Source organism: Nonomuraea sp. AD125B (assembly GCF_041402765.1).
Taxonomy (GTDB): domain Bacteria; phylum Actinomycetota; class Actinomycetes; order Streptosporangiales; family Streptosporangiaceae; genus Nonomuraea; species Nonomuraea bangladeshensis.
The window spans coordinates 25,995-46,961 of record NZ_JBGLOU010000032.1; the positions used below are offsets into that span (position 1 = coordinate 25,995).

Genomic DNA, 20,967 nt, shown 5'->3' on the forward strand with positions numbered 1-20,967 from the left:
CTCGGTGCGACTTTTTGTGCACGATGTCCATTGTGGCCATGTCTGCCTTGCCCGGCCCGGTCCGGTTCAGTCGTCCTCCCGGGCCAGTAACCGGTCGAGCTTGATGCCGAGGTCGAGCATCTCCGAACGTACGGACTCGAACTCCTGGGCCATCTCGGCCCGCACCTCCGCGAACCCCTCGGCGATGTCGACGCGCAGCTGGATCTCGTCGCCGGAGCTCCTGGACACCCGGACGAACGGCGGGACCATCGCGCGACGCACGCCCTCGACCTCGGTCTGCAGGGCCGCGAGGTCCTGGCCCATCTCCAGGCAGACCTCGCCGACGCGGCCACGGAGGGCGGCTATCTCCTTCTGGAGGACCCGGGTCCGTTCGTTGATCTCGCGCAGCAGCTCCGCGTGGCGGGCCGCCGACGGGCCGGCCGACCTGTCGCGGTCCGCCTCCAGGTCCTCAACACGGAGCTTCAAGCCGAGAATCTCCGTCTGCACATCCACCCACGCCCGCCTTCTCCCTCGCGTCGTCGTGTCCGTCCGATCGCGTTCTGTGACGATCGTAGCCAGCACGCCCCCTCCGCGAGACCGGCTTTGCCCACATCAGACGCGTCGTGTCGAACATGCTGGAGCCCCCGGCCCTCTTCGGCCGAGGGCTCCCCCGCCTTACGCGCTCAACTTCTCCAGGATCAGATCCACCTTGGAGTCCAGCTTCGTCACCTTGTCATCCAGGCGGGTCACCTTGTCATCCAGGTGCGTCACCTTCGCATCCAGGTCGGTGACCCTCGCGTCCAGGCTCGTGACAGTGACTCGGAGCTCGGACACCTCGCCCTTGATCTCAGTGACGTCCCCTTGCAGGCAGGTGATGTCGCCTTGCATCGTGGTGACGTCCTTGCGGAGGTGCGTGATGTCGCTCTGCATCCTCGTGACATCGCCCTGAAGACGGGTGATGTCGCCCTGCATGGTTGTGACATCGCTTTGGAGGTGCGTGATGTCGCCCTGCATGGCTGTGACGTCCTTGCGGAGGTGCGTGATGTCCTTCTGCATCTTCTCCGTGCGGACGTCGACGCGCTCGAAGAGCTTGAGGTGTCGGTCGAGTTCCTTGGTGTGGTCCGTCACGATGCCCCCCGTTTTCAGGAACTTCTCGATGTCGCCCACCCGGCGCTTCAGGCCGTCGATCTCGAATTCCACGTACACGAGCCCCTCCAATGCCTACAGTGACTGGTGGGACCTGGCTACGTAGTTTAGCCAGGTCCCTTTCTGCGCCAGGCGATGATTGCACAGAGTGGGAGAGTTGCGACGGTGAGTAGTGAGTTCTGATCTACTTGCGGTCCTCGATCTCCCAGAGGTGGTCGAGGACGTGCCAGGTGACGCGGCGCAGTGCGTAGCGGGGTGGCCAGGCGGTGGTGAGGGGTGGCTGCCAGGCGGAGGACAGGGTGGCGGTGAGTTCCTGGCGCAGGGCATCGCGGTCGGCGGCCGACTTGTACGGCTTGTGCCGCACGTCCACCTTGCGGGCGAAGGCGCGTTCGGCCTCCACCACGTGACTCACGATCCGGTCGCGGTCGCGCCCGCCGCCGCGCGGGCCCTTGCGCAGCTCTTCGGGGGCGTCCCCCGCGACCTCGTCGAACAGGTCCCAGGCGGCGCGCATCAGCGCGACCTGGCGCGTGGCGTCGGCGGCGGGCAGCGGCTCCAGGTCCAGGCCGGGGACGACGATCGCGGGGACGCCGAAGTCGGTGGAGGCGTCGCCGGGCACGCGGGCCACCACCTCCGGCTCCCCCGGCAGGAACGGGACGCCGGCCCGGTCGGCGACGACGCGGTAGCGGGCCTCGTAGTCCATCAGGCGGTCGAGGGCCGCCTCCTCGCTCTTGTCGGAACGGGCCCAGCCGGGCCAGTCGAGCGAGCAGGCGAACACCTTCTTGCGCCCGATCTCCAGGTGAACGCGGTTCATGGCGTCACAGCCTGCCAGGCGTACCTGTCGGGATCCGTCAGGTTCAGATGAGGTCGATGAGGTCGGCGACCGACTCGACGATGAGGGACGGCCGGTAGGGGTAGCGGTCGATCTGCTCGCGCTGCATGACGCCGGTGAGGACGAGGATCGTGTAGAGGCCCGCCTCCATGCCGGAGACGATGTCGGTGTCCATGCGGTCGCCGATCATCGCCGTGGTCTCGCTGTGCGCCTCGATGTCGTTGAGCGCGCTGCGCATCATGCGGGGGTTGGGCTTGCCGACGAAGTAGGGGGCGACGCCGGTGGCCTTGGTGATGAGGGCGGCGACGGCGCCGCAGGCCGGGAGGGAGCCCTCGGTGGACGGCCCGATGGGGTCGGGGTTGGTGGCGATGAAGCGGGCGCCGTTCTCGATGAGCCGGATGGCGCGGGTGATCTGGGTGAAGCTGTAGGTGCGGGTCTCGCCGAGCACGACGTAGTCGGGGTCGAGGTCGGTGAGGATGTAGCCGACCTCGTGCAGTGCGGTGGTGAGCCCGGCCTCGCCGATGACGTACGCCGACCCGCCCGGCCGCTGGTCGTCGAGGAACTGGGCGGTGGCGAGGGCGGAGGTCCAGATGGACTCGGCGGGCACGGTCAGCCCGGCCCCGGCCAGGCGTACGGACAGGTCGCGCTGCGTGTAGATCGAGTTGTTGGTGAGCACCCGGAACTTCTTGCCGGATTCGCTGAGCTTCTTGATGAATTCGGCGGCCCCGGGAACCGGCCGCCCCTCGTGGACGAGGACGCCGTCCATGTCGGACAGCCAGGAGTCGATCCGCTTACGCTGAGTCACCCGGCCATCGTACCGACGTATCTTGTCGACTTCCGTGCCGGTACGTGAACAATGTGCTCATGTCGTTCATGGAATCCGCACAGGACATGCGGGACGAACTCGTACAGCTCAGGCACTCCCTCCACACCACGCCGGAGCTCGGCCTCCACCTCCCCCGCACCCAGGAGAAGGTGCTGGCGGCGCTGGACGGGCTGCCGCTGGAGATCAGGACCGGCGAGGCGCTCAGCTCGGTGACGGCCGTGCTGCGCGGCGGCAGGCCGGGACCCGCGGTGCTGCTGCGGGGCGACATGGACGCGCTGCCGGTGACGGAGAAGAACGACCTGCCCTTCGTCTCCCAGCTGCCCGGCCAGATGCACGCCTGCGGCCACGACCTGCACACCGCGATGCTGGCGGGCGCGGCGCACCTGCTGAGCGCGCGGCGCGAGGAGCTGGCCGGCGACGTGATCTTCATGTTCCAGCCGGGCGAGGAGGGCCACGAGGGCGCCAAGTACATGATCGACGAGGGCGTGCTGGAGGCGGCGGGCGAGCGGCCCGTGGCCGCGTACGGGATGCACGTGGTGTCGTCGATGCTGCCGAACGCGCTGTTCGCCTCCCGGCCGGGGCCGATCATGGCGGCAGCGGACGTGTTCTGCGTGACGGTCAAGGGCCGGGGCGGGCACGGGTCGAGCCCGCACCGGGCGCTGGACCCGATCCAGGCGGGCTGCGCGATGGTGACCGCGCTGCAGACGATGGTGACCCGGACGTTCGACGTGTTCGACCCGGTGGTGGTGACGGTGGGCAGCTTCCACGGCGGCTCGGCCGACAACGTGATCCCCGACGAGGCCCGGTTCGAGGCGACGGTGCGCACGTTCAGCAAGGAGAACAGGGCGCTGGTCAAGCGGCGGCTGGTGGAGCTGGTCGAGGGCATCGCGGCGGCGCACGGCATGACGGCGGAGACGTCGTTCGGGATGGGCTACCCGGTGACGGTCAACGACCAGGACGAGGCCGGGTTCGTGGGCAGGACGGCCGACGAGCTGTTCGGCCCGGGGCGCTACTTCGTCGCCCCGCAGCCGGTGATGGGGTCGGAGGACTTCTCGTACGTGCTGGAGCGGGTGCCGGGGGCGTTCGTGTTCCTGGGCGCGTGCCCGCCCGACCTGGACCCGGCCACCGCCCCCTACAACCACTCCCCCGAGGCGCGCTTCGACGACGCGGTGCTCACGGACGGCGCCGCGCTCTACGCCTCACTCGCGGCGACGCGGCTCGCCGGGGCCTGAGCCGCCGCCCGAAACGCGAGTGAACGCGGCCTGAGGAGGTAACACCGCAGGAGGAGGTGGCGCGGCATGAGAGCGTGGGTGGTGCGCGAGCCGGGACCGATCGCGTCCGGCCCGCTGGAGCAGGTCGAGCGGGACGTCCCCGAGCCGGGCCCCGGCGAGGTGCTGGTGCGGGTGGAGGCGTGCGGCGTGTGCCGGACCGACCTGCACCTGGCCGAGGGCGACCTGCCGCCCCGCCGCCCGCGCACCACGCCCGGCCACCAGGTGGTCGGCCGGGTCGAGGGCACCGGGCGCCGGGTGGGCGTGGCCTGGCTCCGCTCGACCTGCGGCACGTGCCGCTACTGCCGCCGGGGCATGGAGAACCTGTGCCCCGCCTCCGCCTACACGGGCTGGGACGCCGACGGCGGCTTCGCCGAGTACGTGGTGGCGCCCGAGGGCTACGTCTACGACCTGCCGGACGACGTGCCCGCCGAGCGGCTGGCGCCGCTGCTGTGCGCCGGGATCATCGGCTACCGGGCGCTGGCCCGCTGCGACCTGCCGCCGGGCGGGCGGCTCGGCATCTACGGCTTCGGCGCCTCGGCGCACCTGACCGCGCAGGCGGCTATCGCGCGGGGCGCGACCGTGCACGCGGTGACCAGGTCGGCGGCCTCGCGCCGGCTGGCGCTGGAGCTGGGCGCGGCCTCGGCGGGCGACCGGCCGCCCGAGCCGCTGGACGCGGCCATCCTGTTCGCGCCGGTGGGCGACCTCGTGCCGCCGGCGCTGGAGGCGCTGGACCGGGGCGGCACGCTGGCGATCGCCGGGATCCATCTGACCGACATCCCGTCGCTGAACTACGAGCGGCACCTGTTCCAGGAGCGCACGGTGCGCAGCGTGACGGCCAACACGCGGGCCGACGGGCGGGCGTATCTGGAGCTGGCGACGGCGCACCCGCCGCGGGTCTCGGCGGTGCCCTATCCCCTGGAGGCGGCCGGCCGGGCGCTGGCGGATCTGGCGAACGACCAGGTCAACGGCGCGGCGGTGCTGGTCGTCCCGTAAAGCTTTACTTGATGGCGCTTAGCGTCACTCTGTACAGTGATGAAGGAAAGTTACATTAACCTCACAGTCTCTGGAGATTATTGACGCTTTCCGGAGGCGACCGTAGGGTCCGGTCAATCCCTTGAGACATCCCCCGGAGCGGCAAATGAAGCGACTGGCAGCGGTAGTGACGTTGCTGGGCCTTGCCGCCGCGACAGCGGCGTGCAGCGGTGGTTCGACCAACAAGTCCGGCGACGCGGCGGGCGGTGGCGGTGGCCTGTTCACCACCATCGACGTCAACCGGCCGGGCCTGGAGGCATCCGCCCCGGCCAACCCGTACAACCCCAAAGGCAACTCCTTCCCGGGCTACAGTTCCATGAAGCTCGGCTGGGTCAAGAACCACCTCACCGATCCCAACCAGGCTCTCCCCGGCATCGCGGCCAGCTGGGAGATCGCCCCTGACAACTCCGCGATCACGCTGAAGCTGCAGCCGAACGCCAAGTGGTCCGACGGCAAGCCCGTCACCGCTGACGACGTGAAGATGTCCATCGGCATCGCCTACACGCAGGGCAGCACGGCCTTCTCCGTCACCCCCGGCGCCGCGGGCGCGGCCGCCGAGGTCACCGTGGTGGACCCGCAGACCGTGAAGATCACGCAGGACATGGCCAACCCCAGTCCGAAGTTCGCGCGCGGCGTGCTCGACACCACCGTACTGCCCGCCCACGTGTGGAGCAGCGTGCTGCCGGCCGACTTCTGGGACAAGCTGAAGGCCGCCCGCGGCGAGGGCGCCGACGCCGAGAAGGCCCGCGAGGAGATCACCGGCCTGGGCGAGAAGATCATCGCCTTCGCGCCGGAGAAGGACGTCTCCGCCGGCCCGTTCGTGCTGGAGCGGGTGAACCCGTCCGAGGCGCTGCTGGTCAAGAACAAGTACTTCTACAACGCCGCGAACGTGGCCCCCGCGCAGGTGAAGTTCCTCAACTACACCGGCAACGAGCAGATCTGGAACTACCTCATCGCCGGCAAGCTCGACCACGCCGGCTTCACCGCCGCGCCGACCGACGTGATGAACCGGATCAAGTCGGCCAACGGCAACGAGGTCATCAAGGGCTACTCGCCGGTCGCGGTGAGCATGGCCTTCAACCAGACCAAGAAGCCGTACGACAACGTCCACGTGCGCCGCGGCCTCGCCTACCTCATCGACCGCGAGCAGGTCACGCAGGTCGCCTCGCCCGAGGGCGGCACCGCCGCCGTCACGACGAGCGGCATCCACCAGAAGGCCGCCCAGGCCTGGATCCCGGACACGCTGCCGTCGCTGGAGCCGTACAAGGTGGACGTGGCCAAGGCCGAGGAGGAGTTCAAGCAGGCCGGCCTCGTCAAGAAGGACGGCAAGTGGGCGCTGGCCGACGGCTCGGCGTGGAAGGTCTCCATGCACGCGCCCGCCGGCTTCTCCGACTGGCTGTCGGCCCAGGAGAACATCAAGAGCCAGCTCGTCAAGGCCGGCGTGGACGCCGAGGTCGTGACGACCGCCGACTACCCGCTCTACCTGGAGGAGCTGGCCGCCGGCAAGTACGACGTCGGCTTCTGGCTGATGGCGCTCGGCCCCGCGCCGTACGACATCTTCCAGCGCCTCTACGGCGCCTCCAACGGCTGGGCGAACGTGGCCGGCAAGGTGCAGCACTCCGCGCCCGGCAAGAACGGCAACTGGATGGGCGGCCCCGAGGAGATCGAGGTCGACGGCGAGAAGATCAACCCCGGTGAGCTGACCGCCAAGCTGAACTCCTCCGACGAGCAGGCCGCCAAGCCGATCATGGCCCAGCTCGCCAAGGCCGCCAACCAGGACCTCCCGGTCATCCAGCTCTGGGACTACGTCAACACCCAGTTCGTCAACAACAGCCGCTTCACCGGCTGGCCGCACGACGACTCCATCCTGCGGATGGGCACCGGTGTCCTGCCCTCGGGCGTGTGGATCCAGCAAGGTCTGATCAAGGCGAAGCAGTAGCCTATGACGCTCATCGCACGGCGACTCGCGGGCCACCTGGCCCGCGGGTTCGTCATGATCCTCGTAGTCGCGACGATCAGCTTCTTCATCGTCAACAACATCCCGGGCGACCCGATGGCCGCGCGGTACGAGAAGCTGATCGAAGGCGGCATGGCCCCCGAGGCCGCCCGGCAGGCGGTCAAGGTGCTCTACGGCTTCCAGCCCGACGGCAGCCTGTGGCAGCAGTACACCGACTTCATGGCCGGGTTGTTCCGGCTCGATCTCGGCGTCTCGGTCAGCAGGCCCGGCACTCCGGTGCTCGACGTGCTGACCGACGCGGCCAAGTGGACCGTTCTACCGGTGCTGGCCGGCACGCTGCTGAGCTTCCTCGTCGGGATCATCCTCGGCGTGTACGCCGCCGTCAAGCGCAGCGGCAAGCTCGGCGACGCCCTGTCCATCTCGGGCTCGCTGCTCCACGGCGTCCCGCAGTACGTGCTGGCGCTGCTGGTCGTGATGATCTTCTCGACGCTCCTCGGGGTCCTGCCCGCGGACGGCTCGGTGGACATCCTGTACGAGCCCGGCTGGAACGCCGGCTACCTCGGCTCGCTCGTCGAGCACGCCCTGCTGCCGGTCCTCACCTACGCCCTGTCGGCGTACGGCGGGTGGATCCTGGCGATGAAGTCGTCGGTGGTCACCGTGCTCGGCGACGACTTCATCCTCGCGGCCGAGCTGCGCGGGATGAAGCGCTCGATCGTCTTCCGCTACATCGCGCGCAACGCGATCCTGCCGCTGTTCACCATGCTGGCCCTGTCGCTGGGCCTGCTGCTCGGCGGCGCGGTCTTCATCGAGAAGATCTTCAACTATCCCGGCCTCGGCTGGCTGCTCATCGGCGCCGTCAACGACCGGGACTACGCTCTGATGGGCGGCGCGTTCCTGCTCATCACCGTCGGCACCATTCTCGCCAACATCGTCGCCGACCTCTTCTACACGGTCATCGACCCGCGGGTGCGCAGCGGGGAGGAGGTTTCGTGAGCGCGACGCTCATCCCCGAGACCGGATCGGCCGCCTCGACCCTGCGCCGCAACTTCTGGCGCGGCGTGTGGCGGGTGATGCGGCGCAAGCCGAGCCGTCTGGTCGGCGTGGTCATCCTGGCCGGGTTCGTCGTCATGGCGGTCGTCGGGCCGATGCTGCTGCCCGACCCGCTGCCCAACGACCCGGCCGCGATCACGCAGCCGCCGAGCTGGGAGCACTGGCTCGGCACCGACCCGCAGGGCCGCGACGTGCTGGCGCTGGTCATCACCGGCTCCCGGTACGTGCTGCTGACCGCCGCGATCACCGCGCTCATCACGGTGGTCGTCGGCACCTCGATCGGCCTGTTCTCCGGCTTCAAGCGGGGCCGCTGGGACACCGTGCTCATGCGGGTGACCGACATGAAGCTCACCATCCCCGGCCTGCCGCTGCTGCTGGTGCTGGCCACCGTGTGGCGCTTCGGCAGCCCGTGGCAGATGGGCCTCGTGCTCGGCCTGCTGGGCTGGGGCGGCGTGGCGCGGGCGGTGCGCTCGCAGACGCTGTCGCTGCGCGAGCGCGGCTTCATCGAGGCGGCGCGCGGGCTCGGGTTGTCCACGACGCACATCATCGGCAAGGAGCTGCTGCCGAGCATGGCGCCGTACATCGCGATGAACATGCTCATCTCGGTGACCGGCGCGGTCTACTCGCAGGTGGGCCTGTTCTTCCTGGGCGTGCTGCCGTACGAGTCGGACAACTGGGGCGTGATGCTCAACCTGGCCGTGTTCCAGGCGGGCGCGCTGATCACCCCGAACGCGCTCGGCTACCTGCTGGGGCCGCTGCTGGCGATCCTGCTGCTGACGCTGGCCATCGTGCTCGTCGTGGACGCGATGGACGAGATCTTCAACCCCCGGCTGCGCGAGGAGTAGTGAGGGTGAGCAACCAAGCGCCGGGAGTGCGCATCGACGGACTGACCGTCGTCTACAAGACCCCCGCGGGCGAGCTGCCCGCCGTCAGAGGCGTGACGCTGACGCTGGAGCCGGGCTCGATCACCGGCATCGTCGGCGAGTCCGGCTCCGGCAAGTCCACGCTGGCGCTGTCGCTGCTGAACGCGGTGCAGCCGCCCGGCAGGATCGCGGGCGGCAGCGTCGAGATCGACGGGCTCGGCGACGTCGTCGGGCTGCGCGGCGAGGAGCTGCGCAAGGCCCGCGGCAAGCACATCGGCTACGTCTTCCAGGCCGCCCAGAACTCCCTCAACCCGCTCAAGACGGTCGGCAAGCAACTGCTCGACCTCGGTCGCTCGCACGGCGTGGACGACCTGCGCGGCCTGGTGCGCGAGGCCAAGGAGCTGCTCGGCCGCATGGGGCTGGACGGCGCCCGGGTGCTCGACTCGCACCAGCACGAGCTGTCGGGCGGCATGCGCCAGCGCGTCGGCATCATGCTGGCGCTGGTGCTCAACGCCCACCTGGTGGTGCTGGACGAGCCGACGACCGCCCTCGACATGATCACGCAGGCCAACATCCTGCGGATCGTGCGCGAGGTGCACGCCGAGCGCGGGCTGACCACGCTGGTCATCACGCACGACATCGGCGTGGTGGCGGAGGTGGCCGACCGGCTGGCCGTCATGTACGGCGGCCGCCTGGTCGAGCAGGGGCCGACGCGGGAGGTGCTGGGGGCGCCGCGGCATCCGTACACGCGGGGCCTGATCCAGGCCATCCCCCGGCTGACCGGCGACATCGGCGAGGCGCGGGCGCTGCCCGGCCGGCCGCCGACGCTGGCGACCGTGCCGAAGCAGGGGTGCGTGTTCAGGGAGCGCTGCGAGCTGCGCATGGACGTGTGCGACACCGTGGACCCGGAGACCGTCGCCGACGGCCCGCGCCTGGTGGCCTGCCACGCCGTGAACAGCGCGCCGGCGTCCACGACCGTCGCGACGAAGGAGCACGCGTGATCACCGGGACCGGCGTCGTCAAGACGTTCAAGCAGCGCGGCAAGGTGCTCGGCGCCCGCGAGGTGCGGGCGCTGCGCGGCGTGGACTTCGCGATCCCGAAGGGCGGGGCGGCCTCGTTCATCGGGGAGTCCGGCTGCGGCAAGACCACGCTGGGGCGCATCATCGCGGGGCTGGAGAGCTACGACGAGGGCGAGATCGTCATCGGCGACGTGCCGATGACGCCGCTGCGGCCCAAGCAGCGCCAGCCGCACTTCCGCAAGATCCAGATGATCCACCAGGACCCGTACTCGGCGCTCAACCCGACCCGGACCATCCACCAGACGCTGTACGCCCCGCTGAGCCTGCGCGCCAAGCAGACCGGCCGGTCGGCGGCGTGGATCGAGGAGCGGGCGGCCGAGGTGCTCTCGCTGGTCGGCCTGGACCCCGGCACGGTGCTGGCGCGCTACCCGCACCAGCTCTCGGGCGGCATGCGGCAGCGGGTGGTCATCGCGCGGGCCCTCACGGTGGACCCGGAGATGCTGGTGGCCGACGAGGCGGTCTCGATGATCGACGTCTCGCTCCGGCTCGGCATCCTGGCGCTGCTGAAGGACCTGCGCGAGCGGCTCGGCGTCAGCGTGCTGTTCATCACGCACGACGTCGCCACCGCCCGCTACATCGGCGACGACGGCGAGCTGTACGTGATCTACCGCGGGCAGGTCGTCGAGCGCGGCCCCGTGGACACGGTGATCGCCGATCCGGTGCACCCGTACACGCAGTCGCTGCTGTCGGCCATCCCGGTGCTGCACGGCCTGGAGCGGCCCGGCGAGGAGCCGGTGACGCCGCTGTCGTCGCTGGACGAGAGCCAGTCCGACGAGGGCTGCCTGTTCGCCCGCCGATGCCCGTTCCAGGGCGAGCGGTGCGCCGACGAGCGGCCGCTGCTGCGGATCACCGAGGGGATCCCGCAGGAGCACGCGTGCTATTACCCCGAGCGGCGCAGCGTGATCGCGCGCCCGATGAGTGAGGTGTGATGGCCTTCGAGGCGCGGCCGATCGCGGACGCGGCGGAGCTGGCGGAGGCGGCCGGGATCGCCGCGGACGCGCTGACCTGCGACCCCGGGGAGGGGGCCGCGCTGGTCCGGCGGCTGGCCGCGCCGCCGCCCGGCCGGACGTGGACCGCGCTGGCCGTGGACGGCGGCGTGGTGATGACGTCCCTGTCGGAGAAGGACCCGGGGACCGGGCATCTCGACCTGCTCGCCGTGCACCCGTCGGCGCGCGGCGAGGGCCGCGGCCGGGCGCTGGTGCTGGCGGCCGAGGAGTGGCTGCGCGAGCGGGGCGCGCGGGAGGCCCGCTGGGCCGGCAACCCGCCCTGCTACGCCTGGCCCGGCATCGACGTGCGCTACACCGCCGCGGCCTGCCTGGCCGAGAGCCTCGGCTACGAGCGCTACCACGTGGCCTGGAACATGACGGCCGACCTGGGCGGCGGCGACCTGTCGGTCGAGGACGACCTGGTCCGGCTGGAGCAGGCCGGGGTGGCCGTGCGCGCGGCCGACGCGGACGAGCGGGAGCGGGTGGCGGCGTTCGTCGCCGGCCACTGGAACGAGCGGTGGGCCTGGGAGGCGGCCAACGCCACCGGGCTGCACTTCGCCGAGCGCGACGGGGAGATCCTCGCGTTCGCCGCGTGGGGGGCGCGGCCGTCCTGGTTCGGGCCGATGGGCACCGCGCCGGCCGCGCGGGGGCTCGGGCTGGGCCGGGTGCTGCTCCGCAGGTGCCTGGCCGAGCAGCGGGCCGCCGGGCAGGCGGACGCCCAGATCGGGTGGGTCGGGCCGTTGCGGTTCTACTCGCGGGCCGTGGGCGCGCGGGCGGAGCGGGTCTTCTGGCTCTACCGGCGCGCCCTGGCGTGATGTCAGCCGTAGAGCAGCGGTCCCGAAGGGGTTCCCGGCGGCGGACACAGCTCGCGCGGGTCTTCACCGGCCTCCAGCCGCCGGGTCAGCTCACCGGACCCCCACAGGTGGTCCAGGCCCGGCAGCAGGCGCAGATCGTCGGGGTAGAGGGTGCGGGCCACGTGCAGCATCGACACGCCGGTCAGCACCGGACGGAACGCCTCGCGGTCGTGCACGTGGAGCTGAACGCCGCGGACGGGCGTGCCGGCGTGCTTGTGGAAGGTGGGGGTGAAGCGGACCTCCCGGAAACGCACCCCCGGCAGGCCGAGCGCGTCGAGCGCCGGGGCGAACCGGCCGTCCACGTAGGGGGCGCCGATCAGCTCGAACGGCCGGGTGGTGCCGCGGCCCTCGGAGAAGTTCGTGCCCTCGAACAGGCAGGTGCCCGGGTAGACGAGGGCGGTGTCGGGGGTCGGCATGTTGACCGAGGGCATCACCCAGGGCAGCCCGGTCTCCTCCCAGGGCGTGTCGCGCCGCCAGCCGGTCATCTCCACGACGGTCAGGTCCGCGTCGAAGCCGAACCGCCCGGCCAGCTCGCCCGCCGTCAGCGCGTGCCGCACGGGGATGGGGTGGCGGCCGACGAAGCTGGCGTACGCGGGGTCGAGCAGGGGGCCCTCGGCGACCGTGCCGCCGAGCGGGTTGGGCCGGTCCAGCACCACGAACCGCAGGCCCAGCCGGGACGCCGAGGCGAGCAGGTCGTACATCGTCCACACGTAGGTGTAGAAACGGCTGCCCACGTCGGCGATGTCGAAGACGAGCGTGTCCACGCCGACGGCGGCGACCGCCGCGTCCAGCTCCTCGCCGGCCAGCTTGTACGTGTTGTGCACCGGCAGCCCGGTCCGCTCGTCCACGCCGTCGGCCTCGCCCCCGTCGGCCTGGGCGGTCCCGTGCAGGCCGTGCTCGGGGCCGAACAGGGCGGTCACCGGCGCCCCGGCGGCCAGCAGCGCCTCCGCCGTGGGGGTCAGGTCGGGCAGCACGCCGGTGGGGTTCGTGACGAGGCCGAGGCGGGTACCTCCCGCGAGCGCGGGATCGTTGGCCAGCCGTTCGGCTCCGGTACGCACAAGAGTCATGGAGCCATTGTGCTGAAAGATATTTACAAGAGGGAAGATAAGGGTGGAAATTAGCGTCATGATTGATCCGCTACCCGAGCTGTCCACCGAGCAGAGCGACCCCCGCTACAGCCAGATCGACCGGCTGCCGACGGAGCAGATCGCCCGACTGATGAACCAGGCCGACGCCGCCGTGCCCGCGGCCGTCGCGGTGGCCATCCCGGCGATCTCGGGAGCCATCGACGCGATCTCCGCCCGCATGTCGCAGGGCGGCCGGCTCCTCTACGTGGGCGCCGGCACGTCGGGACGCCTGGCCGTGCTGGACGCCAGCGAGTGCCCGCCCACGTTCGGCACCGACCCGTCGCTGGTCCAGGGCGTCATCGCGGGCGGCCCCGACGCGCTGACCCGGTCCGTCGAGGGGGCGGAGGACGACGCCGAGGCGGGCGCCGCCGCCATGAGGGACCTCGACGTGGGCGCGCTGGACTCGGTGGTCGGCGTGTCCGCGAGCGGGCGGGCCCCTTTCGTGCTGGGCGCGCTGGCGGAGGCGGCCGTGCGCGGCGCGCTCACGGTGGGCCTGTCGTGCAACGAGGGCGCGCCGCTGTCGGCCGCCGCCCAGCACGGCATCGAGGTGGTCGTGGGGCCTGAGGTGGTGACCGGCTCGACACGCCTCAAGGCCGGCACGGCCCAGAAGCTCGTGCTCAACATGATCTCGACGATCAGCATGGTGAAGCTCGGCAAGACGTACGGCAACCAGATGGTCGAGATGTCGGCGATGAACTCCAAGCTGGCCGACCGGGCGCTGCGCATGGTCCGCGACATCACCGGCGCCGACCGGGAGACGGCGGGGGCGGCGCTCGACGCGGCGGGCGGGCGGACGAAGGTCGCGGTGCTCATGATCCAGCACGGCATCGACGCCGACGCGGCCCGCGCCCTGCTCGCCACGCACGGCGAGCGGCTGAGCGACGCGCTGAGCGGCTGAGCGGCTGAGCGGCGAGCTGAACGGCTGATCACGGGTGGAGGGGGCGGACATGCCGGACGGGCTTGCGGCGATCCTCGCGGGGGCGGTGCCGCGGGTCTGCCCGGCGGCCGTGGCGATGATCGCCGTGGACGGCGACGTCGCCGCCACGGCCGCCACGGGCGAGCTGGTGCGCTACACCGGCGCGGACGGCGCGCTGGCCGCCGAGCGCCCGCCGGTGCGGCACGACTCGATCTTCGACCTGGCCTCGGTCAGCAAGCTGTTCACCACGGTCGTGCTGCTCTCGCTGGCCGAGGAGGGCCGGCTGGCGCTGGACGAGCCGGCCGCCGCGCTGGTCCCCGGCCTCGACGCCGGGATCACCCCGCGCCGGCTGCTCACGCACACCGCGGGCCTGCCGCCCGGCCGCCGCATCGACAGGGAGCTGCCCGACGCCAGCGCCGCCGAACGCATGGCGGCGATGTGGCGCACGCCGCCCGCCCATCCGGTCGGCGGTCCCTACCTCTACAGCGACGTCGGCATGATCATGGCGGGCGGGCTCGCCGAGCTGGCCGGGGGCGCGCCGCTCGACGTGCTCGTCCGCGAGCGCGTCACCGGCGTGCTCGGCCTGGCCGACACCGGGTACGGGCCCCGTGACCCCGCCCGCGTCGCCGCCACCGAGTGCAAGGCCGGGCGTCCCGGCGCCGGCTGCGTACGCGGCGAGGTGCACGACGAGACCTCCTGGGCCCTCGGCGGCGTCACCGGCCACGCCGGGGTGTTCGCCACCGCCGCCGACCTGCTGGCCTTCGGCGAGACGCTGCGGCGCGGCGGCGGCCCGGTGCTGCGGCCGGAGAGCGTGGCCGAGCTGACCCGCGACCAGGGCGCGACGGGCGCGCCCTTCCGCCACGGGCTCGGCGTGCGCCTCGGCGACCCGGCCATCGTCGGGCCGCTGACCGGCGCCTACGGCCACTCGGGCTTCACCGGCACGTCCCTCGTCGTGGACCCGGTCCGCCGCCTCACCGTGGTGCTGCTCACCAACGCCGTCCACCCCGTACGGGGCCGCGACGGCATCCGCGAGCTGCGCCACGCCGTCGCCGCCGAAGCCCTGCGCCTGGCCGGCTGACCGTTCTGCCGCTTCTGCGCATAGCGTGGAAGTCATGGCAGTGCAGCTGAACCACACCATCGTCGCGGCCCGCGACCGGGACGCGACCGCCGCCTTCCTCACCGAGATCCTCGGGCTGGAGCCCGCGCCCGTCTACGGCCCCTTCCGGGTCGTCTCGCTCGGCAACGGCGTCTCGCTGGACGTGGCCCAGGCCGTCGGGCCGGTGACCGCCCAGCACTACGCGTTCCTGGTGAGCGAGGAGGAGTTCGACCGGATCTGGGGGCGTATCAAGGAGCGAGGGCTGACGTACTGGGCCGATCCGTTCCACCGGCGGCCCGGCGAGATCAACACCAACGACGGCGGGCGCGGCCTCTACTGGTCCGATCCCGACGGGCACAACCTGGAGATCATCACCGTCCCGTACGGCGGGGGCTAGGGAGCCAGCGCCTCCAGGGCCTCCTCGGCGCGGCGCGCGGCCTCCCCGGCGTCGAGGCCGACGAACTCCTGGTCGAAGCTGAGGTCGTGGAAGACGTCGGTCACGCCTGCCTCGGCGAGCGCGTCCACGTCGGCCCTGATCTTGTCGTACGGGCCGGTCAGCGGCCGCTCGCCGGGCTCGGGCCTGACCCGCGTGACGCCACGGCAGACGAAGCGGAACCCGGCCGCGTCCCGCCCCGACGCGGCCAGCTCCGCCTTGATCAGCTTGATCCGCTCCGCGATGGCCGTCAGGTCCTCCCTGCTGGAGCTCACCCACCCGTCCGCCAGCCGGGCCGCCCGGCGCAGCGCCACCTCGGCCGTGCCGCCGAGCAGGATCGGCGGCGGCCCCGGCTCCGGCTTCGGGTCGAGGTGCGAGGCCGGCACGCGGTAGAACTCGCCCTCGTGCTCGACCGGGTCGTCGTTCCACGCCTTGCGCAGCACCTCGACGAACTCCTCGCCGCGCCGCCCGCGCCCCTCGAACGCCACTCCGGCCGCCGTGAACTCCTCCGGCACCCACCCGAGCCCGATGCCCGCGATGAGCCGGCCGCCGGACAGCGTCTGCAGCGTGGCGAGCTGCTTGGCCAGCACCACGGGCTGCACGTACGCGTTGATCACGGCGACCGCGAGCCCGATCCGCCCGGTCACCCCCGACAGGTGCGCCAGCGTCACCACGGGGTCGTGCACGCTGCGGTAGGTCGGCCCCATCTCGTGCCCCACGGGGTAGAGCAGGCGCTGGAACGTCCAGAGGTCGTGGTAGCCGAGCTCCTCGGCCCGGACGGCGACCCGGCGCAGGTTGTCCGGTGTGGCCCAGGCGCCCGACTGCGGTACGGCGAAACCTATTCTCATGCTCCCAGTCTGACCGACCGGTTTGCCGCCAATAGTCTGTACCCCGTGGGTCTTGAGGAGGAACTGGCCGAGATCGCCGCCGGCTACGGCGGCACGGGCGCGCCCGTGTTGCATCCGACGCGTACGGACGTGGTCGTGCTGCGCAGGGGCGAGGTGGTGGTCAAGGCCCACTCGGCCCGCGACGACGCGGAGGAGCTGCGCGTACGGTTACGGGCCGCCGCCTCCCCCGCGGTGAGCGCGGTCATGCTGGCTCCGCTCGACCCCGAGGTGCTGACGGTCGCCGGGCGCGCGGTCACGGTGTGGCCCGCCGGGCGGCCCGTCCGTCAGGACGACCTCGACCACGCGCCCTGGGAGGAGGGGGCCAGGCTGCTGGCCGCGCTGCACGCCGTGCCGCTCACGCTGATGCCCGCCCTGCCCCCTGCGGGAGGGCCCGCGCGGGCCGCCCGCGCCGTCGGCAGGATGAGCGGCGACGGCCCGGTGGAGGCGCTGATCCGGCGGACGTTCAAGGAGCTGCCCGCGCCCCCGCCCACCCCAGGGCTGCTCACGCACGGCGACTGGCATCTCGGGCAGCTCGTCCGCCGCGACCGCTGGCTGCTCATCGACGTCGACGACCTGGGCGTCGGCGACCCGGCCTGGGACCTGGCCCGGCCGGCCGCCTGGTACGCCGCCGGGCTGCTCGACCCCGCCGTGTGGCAGCGGTTCCTGGGCGCCTACCTGGCCGCGGGCGGGCCCGCCCTGGGCGGCGGCGACCCGTGGGCGCGGCTGGACGTCCCGGCGCGGGCGCTGACCGTGCAACTGGCCGCCGTGGCCGTGGTCAATGCCGGGCGCGAGGGCCGGGAACTCGACGACGTCGAGCATTCGTTGATCGAGGCGTGCAACCGAATCGTCAGAGCGTAGGCGGGTTGCGCGCGGTAGGTTTCATCCTGGAACCTGAAAGCCAAGGAGAGCGACTTCGATGCAGTGCCCCAAGTGCCGCGGGAACATGCGGACCTATGAGCGCAACGGCGTCCACATCGAGCAGTGCGACAACTGCCGCGGGATCTTCCTCGACTACGGCGAGCTGGAGACCCTGACCAGGATGGAGTCGCAGTACCACGCGGCTCCCCCGCCGCCGCCCGCCCCCGGCCCGGCCTGGGGCGCGCCGCACGGCGGCTACCACCACGGCCACCACCGCCACCAGCGCAGCTGGGTGGGCATGCTGTTCTCCACCTGATCGTGCGCGGGCCGCGTCCTCCTCGCGAGGGCGCGGCCCCTGGCCGTCAGCCGGGGAAGGACTCCGGGTCGACCGGGGCGGTTCGGGCGTTGCCGCCCGTGATGGCGTGCAGCGTGACGCGCCAGTCGTGCCAGCGGATCTGCGTGGCCGTGACCGTCGTCTTGAACGTCACCGACTTCTGGAACCTCTCGAAGCTGCACTCCCGGGTGAACGCCTTGTTCCGGCCGTCCCAGTCCACGCCGTGCGTGAAGTAGATCTTGTACGAGCCGTCGCGCACGCCCTTCACCTTGAACTTGGCCTTGCGGCGGACGTACACGCTGAACGCCTTGCTCTTGCCGCGCATCACGGTCACCACCGCGTCCCTGCCGGCGCCGTTGTCGATCTCCAGCGAGCTGCGCCCGCCGAACGATCCGTTACGGACGAACGAGCCGTTGCCGAGCCGCCGGGTCTGCTTGCGCGCCGCCTTCACGTCCACCACGTCGGCCGGGTAGTCGCCGGCCTTCTGCAGCGCCTCCCCCGCCTCGTCCAGCGCCTTGAGCTTGGCGCCGAGGTCGGCGAGCACGGCCGAGGAGGTGCACAGGGCACGCGCGCCGACCTTGCCGCTCGTGGTGCCGAGCGCGGTGACGAAGTCCCGCAGGCTGGTGACGTACGCGTCGTGCTGCGGGCGCACGTCGGCCGGTGGGACCAGCGCGGCCAGCGACTCGGCCGCGCCGGACAACGTCTCCTCGGCCTTGCTGACCCGCTGGTCGAGCGCCTTGACCCCGCGCGCCCCCGCGAGCGAGCCGATCGCGTCGGCCATCGGCTTGTGCCTGCCGTCGAGCTCGGCCTTGTACGCCTCGGGGGTGAGCGCGCTCGCGCTCGGCGCGGCCGAGGCCGAGCCGCCGGTCCCGCCGGTGCCGCCGGCCACGCCGGAGACCGTGGACGAGCCGCCTTCCGGGGTCGGCGCGGTGGAGGAACAGGCGCCGACCGTGAGGGTCGCGAGAGCGAGAACACACGAGATCAAACGGGGTGAAGCCACCTGCCACACTATCGCCCGGTTGCTCCCCGCCCGTCAATCGGAGCCCCCTCCGGTCAGGCCTCCGTCAACCCCCTCTCCCGGTCCTGGACCAGCCGCCGGGTGATGCCGATCGTCTCCAGGAACGGCAGGTCGTGGCTCGCCACGATCAGCGCCCCCCGGTAGGCCGCCAGCGCCTCGGCGAGCCGGCGGACGCTGGCCAGGTCGAGATTGTTGGTCGGCTCGTCCAGCAGGAGGAGCTGCGGCGGCGGCTCGGCCGACAGCAGCGCGGCCAGCGTGGCGCGGAAGCGCTCGCCGCCCGACAGCGTGCCGACGGCCTGGGCGGCCCGCTCGCCGCGGAACAGGAAGCGCGCGAGCCGGGCGCGTACCTCGTTGACCGACGCCGAGGGCGCGACGGCCCGGACGTTGTCGATGATGCTGAGCCCGTCGTCGAGCAGGTCGAGCCGCTGCGGCAGGTAGCGGACCGGCACGTGCGCGCCCTCGCCGGCGGCGATGCGCTTGAGCAGGGTCGTCTTGCCCGAGCCGTTCCTGCCGAGCAGCGCGATCCGCTCGGGCCCGCGCACGATCAGCGCCTCCAGCGGCACGACCCGGTCCTCCACCGCGTCCTCCGCCGCGTCCTCCGCCGCCGTCTCCCCTTCTGCCGCGCCCTCTTCCGTCGCGGCCTCTTCCCCCGTCTCCCCCTCTTTCGAAGGCGGGGCGAGCGCGAGGGACAGGACCGTGCGGCCGGACGGGACCTCGGTGCCCGGCAGCTCGATCCTGATCTCCGCGTCGCCCCGCACCGCCTGCTCGGCCTCGCCCAGCCGCTCGCGCGCCTCCTCCAGCTTCTCCTCGTGCAGGGTCCGCTGCTTGCCCGCCGTGGCCTGCGCCTTGCGCTTGAGCCCGTTGGCGACGATCTTCGGGGCCCTGTTGTTCGCGGCGGCCTTCTTGCCGGCCCTGATGTTCCTGTCGATCCTGATCCGCGCCTCGACGAGCTCGCGCTGCTGCCGCCGCACCTCGCCCTCTGCGGCGCGTACGGTCCGCAGTGCGGCCTCCTGCTCGGCGGCGGCCTGCTCCTCGTAGTCGGTGAGGTTGCCGCCGTAGAAGCGCACGCCGCCCTCGCGCAGCTCGGCGACCTGGTCGACGAGCTCCAGCAGCGCCCGGTCGTGGCTGACCACGACGAGCACTCCCGGCCAGGCGGTCACGGCGGCGTACAGCCGCTCGCGGGCGTCCAGGTCGAGGTTGTTGGTGGGCTCGTCGAGCAGCAGCACGTCGGGCCGCTTGAGCAGCTGGGCGGCGAGCGCGACCATGACGGTCTCGCCGCCGGACAGCGTGCCGACCGTGCGGTCCAGCCCGAGGTGGGACAGGCCGAGCCGGTCGAGCTCGGCCCGCGCGCGCTCCTCGACGTCCCAGTCGTCGCCGATCGCGGTGAAGTGCTCCTCGGCGACGTCGCCGCTCTCGACGGCGTGCAGCGCGGCCCGCTTCCCGCTGATCTCCAGCAGGTCGGAGACCGTACGGGCGGCGGCGAGCGGCACGTTCTGCGGCAGGTATCCGACCTCTCCGGTGACGGTGACCGAGCCGGACCGCGGGGCCAGCTCACGAGCGATGATCTTCAGCAGGGTGGACTTGCCCGACCCGTTGACCCCGATCAGGCCGGTACGGCCGGCGGGGAAGGCGGCGTCGAGCCCGTCGAGCACCCGGGTGCCGTCCGGCCAGGCGAAGCTGACGCGGTCGACGACGATGGAAAAAGGCATAGAGGCGGCTCCCAGCACAAAAGTCGAAATCGTGCGACAAATTTCGTGACAGGCGGGAAACACCGCAGACGCGCGACACATGGAAGCCGGGGCCGAGCCCGCGACGGAGGGGCGAAGAGGATCGCCGAGAGGTCCAGGTGTGCGCACGAAAAGCCCATGACAGGGCGGAACTGCGCGGTGCCCGCGACCTCAGATCCTCACGTCAACTGCCCCCGTGGGTCGGCGATAAGACCGTTCCAGGTTAGGGGATCACCCCGAGCAGGGGCAACCACGGGTCAGTGGAGGGCGCCGCCGGTCTCCTTCAGGTCCTCGGTCGTGGTGACCGCCGCGGACACGATCGCCGTCAGCGCCTCGGCGATCGACCCGGCGGGCATCGACGGCTTGTCGCCGTCCGGGACCTGCTCGGGCAGGTAGGGCACGTGCACGAAGCCGCCGCGCCGTCCCGGCCGGCCGGACTCCAGGTGGTGCATCAGGCCGTAGAAGACGTGGTTGCAGAGGTACGTGCCCGCCGTGTGCGACACGGACGCCGGCAGACCGGCGTCGCGGACGGCGGCCACGCACGCCTTCACCGGGAGGGTGGAGAAGTACGCCGCCGGCCCGCCCGCGACGACGGGCTCGTCGACGGGCTGGACGCCCTTGTTGTCCGGGATCCTGGCGACGTCGAGATTGACGGCGACGCGCTCGACCGTCATGGCCCCCCCCCCACCCCCCGGCCCC

General features: G+C 71.9%; 22 protein-coding genes. 13 read left to right on the forward strand and 9 right to left on the reverse strand.

Translation table 11 applies throughout. The features are described from left to right. Nucleotides 1–66 precede the first annotated feature (66 nt). From ACBR40_RS45965 to ACBR40_RS45980, 4 genes are all read right to left on the reverse strand, one after another. Entirely contained in the window at nucleotides 67–465 is a 399-nt protein-coding gene (locus tag ACBR40_RS45965) for a hypothetical protein (protein ID WP_371252835.1), read from the reverse strand. A 189-nt stretch (nucleotides 466–654) separates the two neighbouring features. Further along, the gene (locus ACBR40_RS45970) at nucleotides 655–1,179 is read right to left on the reverse strand and encodes a hypothetical protein (protein WP_371252836.1); all 525 of its coding nucleotides are present in this window, start codon (nucleotides 1,177–1,179) and stop codon (nucleotides 655–657) included. Nucleotides 1,180–1,309: 130 nt separating this feature from the next. Continuing rightward, a complete protein-coding gene (locus ACBR40_RS45975) occupies nucleotides 1,310–1,936 on the reverse strand; it encodes a hypothetical protein (protein ID WP_371252837.1) in 627 nt (208 codons plus the stop codon). A gap of 43 nt (nucleotides 1,937–1,979) precedes the next feature. Then, entirely contained in the window at nucleotides 1,980–2,759 is a 780-nt protein-coding gene (locus ACBR40_RS45980; RefSeq protein ID WP_344205794.1) for an HAD-IIA family hydrolase, read from the reverse strand. 59 nt (nucleotides 2,760–2,818) lie between these two features. Between ACBR40_RS45980 and ACBR40_RS45985 the strand changes: the two genes are divergently transcribed. The 8 genes from ACBR40_RS45985 to ACBR40_RS46020 all read left to right on the forward strand — a co-directional run bounded on the left by ACBR40_RS45985 (nucleotide 2,819) and on the right by ACBR40_RS46020 (nucleotide 11,833). Continuing rightward, nucleotides 2,819–4,012 (forward strand): M20 family metallopeptidase, encoded by a 1,194-nt coding sequence (locus tag ACBR40_RS45985; RefSeq protein ID WP_344205792.1) that lies wholly within the window; start codon nucleotides 2,819–2,821, stop codon nucleotides 4,010–4,012. Between the two features lie 66 nt (nucleotides 4,013–4,078). After that, nucleotides 4,079–5,044: a zinc-dependent alcohol dehydrogenase family protein gene (locus ACBR40_RS45990; RefSeq protein WP_371252838.1), complete on the forward strand. Its 966-nt coding sequence runs from the start codon at nucleotides 4,079–4,081 to the stop codon at nucleotides 5,042–5,044. A 145-nt stretch (nucleotides 5,045–5,189) separates the two neighbouring features. Beyond that, complete coding sequence (locus ACBR40_RS45995; protein ID WP_344205790.1) at nucleotides 5,190–7,022, forward strand: ABC transporter substrate-binding protein; 1,833 nt, start codon at nucleotides 5,190–5,192, stop codon at nucleotides 7,020–7,022. A 3-nt stretch (nucleotides 7,023–7,025) separates the two neighbouring features. Then, nucleotides 7,026–8,033, forward strand: coding sequence for an ABC transporter permease (locus tag ACBR40_RS46000; RefSeq protein WP_344205788.1), 1,008 nt, complete (start codon nucleotides 7,026–7,028; stop codon nucleotides 8,031–8,033). Then, nucleotides 8,030–8,935 carry an ABC transporter permease gene (locus ACBR40_RS46005; protein ID WP_344205787.1) on the forward strand — a complete coding sequence of 302 codons (906 nt, stop codon included), beginning with the start codon at nucleotides 8,030–8,032 and terminating at the stop codon, nucleotides 8,933–8,935. The genes ACBR40_RS46000 and ACBR40_RS46005 overlap by 4 nt, the downstream gene beginning before the upstream one ends. 5 nt (nucleotides 8,936–8,940) lie before the next feature. Beyond that, nucleotides 8,941–9,954 (forward strand): ABC transporter ATP-binding protein, encoded by a 1,014-nt coding sequence (locus tag ACBR40_RS46010; RefSeq protein WP_344205786.1) that lies wholly within the window; start codon nucleotides 8,941–8,943, stop codon nucleotides 9,952–9,954. Further along, nucleotides 9,951–10,961 carry an ABC transporter ATP-binding protein gene (locus ACBR40_RS46015; RefSeq protein ID WP_344205784.1) on the forward strand — a complete coding sequence of 337 codons (1,011 nt, stop codon included), beginning with the start codon at nucleotides 9,951–9,953 and terminating at the stop codon, nucleotides 10,959–10,961. The genes ACBR40_RS46010 and ACBR40_RS46015 overlap by 4 nt, the downstream gene beginning before the upstream one ends. After that, a complete protein-coding gene (locus ACBR40_RS46020) occupies nucleotides 10,961–11,833 on the forward strand; it encodes a GNAT family N-acetyltransferase (protein WP_371252839.1) in 873 nt (290 codons plus the stop codon). The genes ACBR40_RS46015 and ACBR40_RS46020 overlap by 1 nt, the downstream gene beginning before the upstream one ends. Before the next feature lie 2 nt (nucleotides 11,834–11,835). Here the strand turns inward: ACBR40_RS46020 and ACBR40_RS46025 are convergent, their stop codons facing one another. Further along, a complete protein-coding gene (locus ACBR40_RS46025; protein ID WP_371252840.1) occupies nucleotides 11,836–12,939 on the reverse strand; it encodes an exo-beta-N-acetylmuramidase NamZ domain-containing protein in 1,104 nt (367 codons plus the stop codon). A gap of 58 nt (nucleotides 12,940–12,997) precedes the next feature. On the opposite strand from ACBR40_RS46025, the gene murQ reads away from it, so the two are divergent. Genes murQ through ACBR40_RS46040 form a run of 3 tightly spaced genes read left to right on the forward strand, consistent with a single transcriptional unit; the run spans nucleotide 12,998 to nucleotide 15,408 of the window. After that, on the forward strand, nucleotides 12,998–13,897 hold the full coding sequence (gene murQ, locus ACBR40_RS46030; RefSeq protein WP_364456625.1) for an N-acetylmuramic acid 6-phosphate etherase: 900 nt from the start codon (nucleotides 12,998–13,000) through the stop codon (nucleotides 13,895–13,897). 49 nt (nucleotides 13,898–13,946) lie between these two features. After that, on the forward strand, nucleotides 13,947–14,993 hold the full coding sequence (locus tag ACBR40_RS46035; RefSeq protein WP_371252841.1) for a serine hydrolase domain-containing protein: 1,047 nt from the start codon (nucleotides 13,947–13,949) through the stop codon (nucleotides 14,991–14,993). 34 nt (nucleotides 14,994–15,027) lie between these two features. Beyond that, nucleotides 15,028–15,408 carry a VOC family protein gene (locus ACBR40_RS46040; RefSeq protein WP_371252842.1) on the forward strand — a complete coding sequence of 127 codons (381 nt, stop codon included), beginning with the start codon at nucleotides 15,028–15,030 and terminating at the stop codon, nucleotides 15,406–15,408. On the opposite strand, the gene ACBR40_RS46045 is transcribed toward ACBR40_RS46040, so the two are convergent. Next, nucleotides 15,405–16,292 carry a TIGR03619 family F420-dependent LLM class oxidoreductase gene (locus ACBR40_RS46045; protein ID WP_344205774.1) on the reverse strand — a complete coding sequence of 296 codons (888 nt, stop codon included), beginning with the start codon at nucleotides 16,290–16,292 and terminating at the stop codon, nucleotides 15,405–15,407. The two genes, ACBR40_RS46040 and ACBR40_RS46045, sit on opposite strands and share 4 nt — an antisense overlap. A 45-nt stretch (nucleotides 16,293–16,337) precedes the next feature. On the opposite strand from ACBR40_RS46045, the gene ACBR40_RS46050 reads away from it, so the two are divergent. Continuing rightward, complete coding sequence (locus tag ACBR40_RS46050; RefSeq protein ID WP_344205772.1) at nucleotides 16,338–17,189, forward strand: phosphotransferase; 852 nt, start codon at nucleotides 16,338–16,340, stop codon at nucleotides 17,187–17,189. A 58-nt stretch (nucleotides 17,190–17,247) separates the two neighbouring features. After that, a complete protein-coding gene (locus tag ACBR40_RS46055) occupies nucleotides 17,248–17,505 on the forward strand; it encodes a zf-TFIIB domain-containing protein (RefSeq protein ID WP_344205770.1) in 258 nt (85 codons plus the stop codon). 46 nt (nucleotides 17,506–17,551) lie between these two features. Here ACBR40_RS46055 and ACBR40_RS46060 read toward each other — a convergent pair whose 3' ends face one another. From ACBR40_RS46060 to ACBR40_RS46070, 3 genes are all read right to left on the reverse strand, one after another. After that, complete coding sequence (locus tag ACBR40_RS46060) at nucleotides 17,552–18,523, reverse strand: hypothetical protein (RefSeq protein WP_344205768.1); 972 nt, start codon at nucleotides 18,521–18,523, stop codon at nucleotides 17,552–17,554. Between the two features lie 53 nt (nucleotides 18,524–18,576). Next, entirely contained in the window at nucleotides 18,577–20,250 is a 1,674-nt protein-coding gene (locus ACBR40_RS46065; protein ID WP_371252843.1) for an ABC-F family ATP-binding cassette domain-containing protein, read from the reverse strand. Between the two features lie 275 nt (nucleotides 20,251–20,525). Further along, on the reverse strand, nucleotides 20,526–20,967 hold a 442-nt coding region (locus ACBR40_RS46070), incomplete at its 5' end, for a pyroglutamyl-peptidase I (protein WP_371252844.1).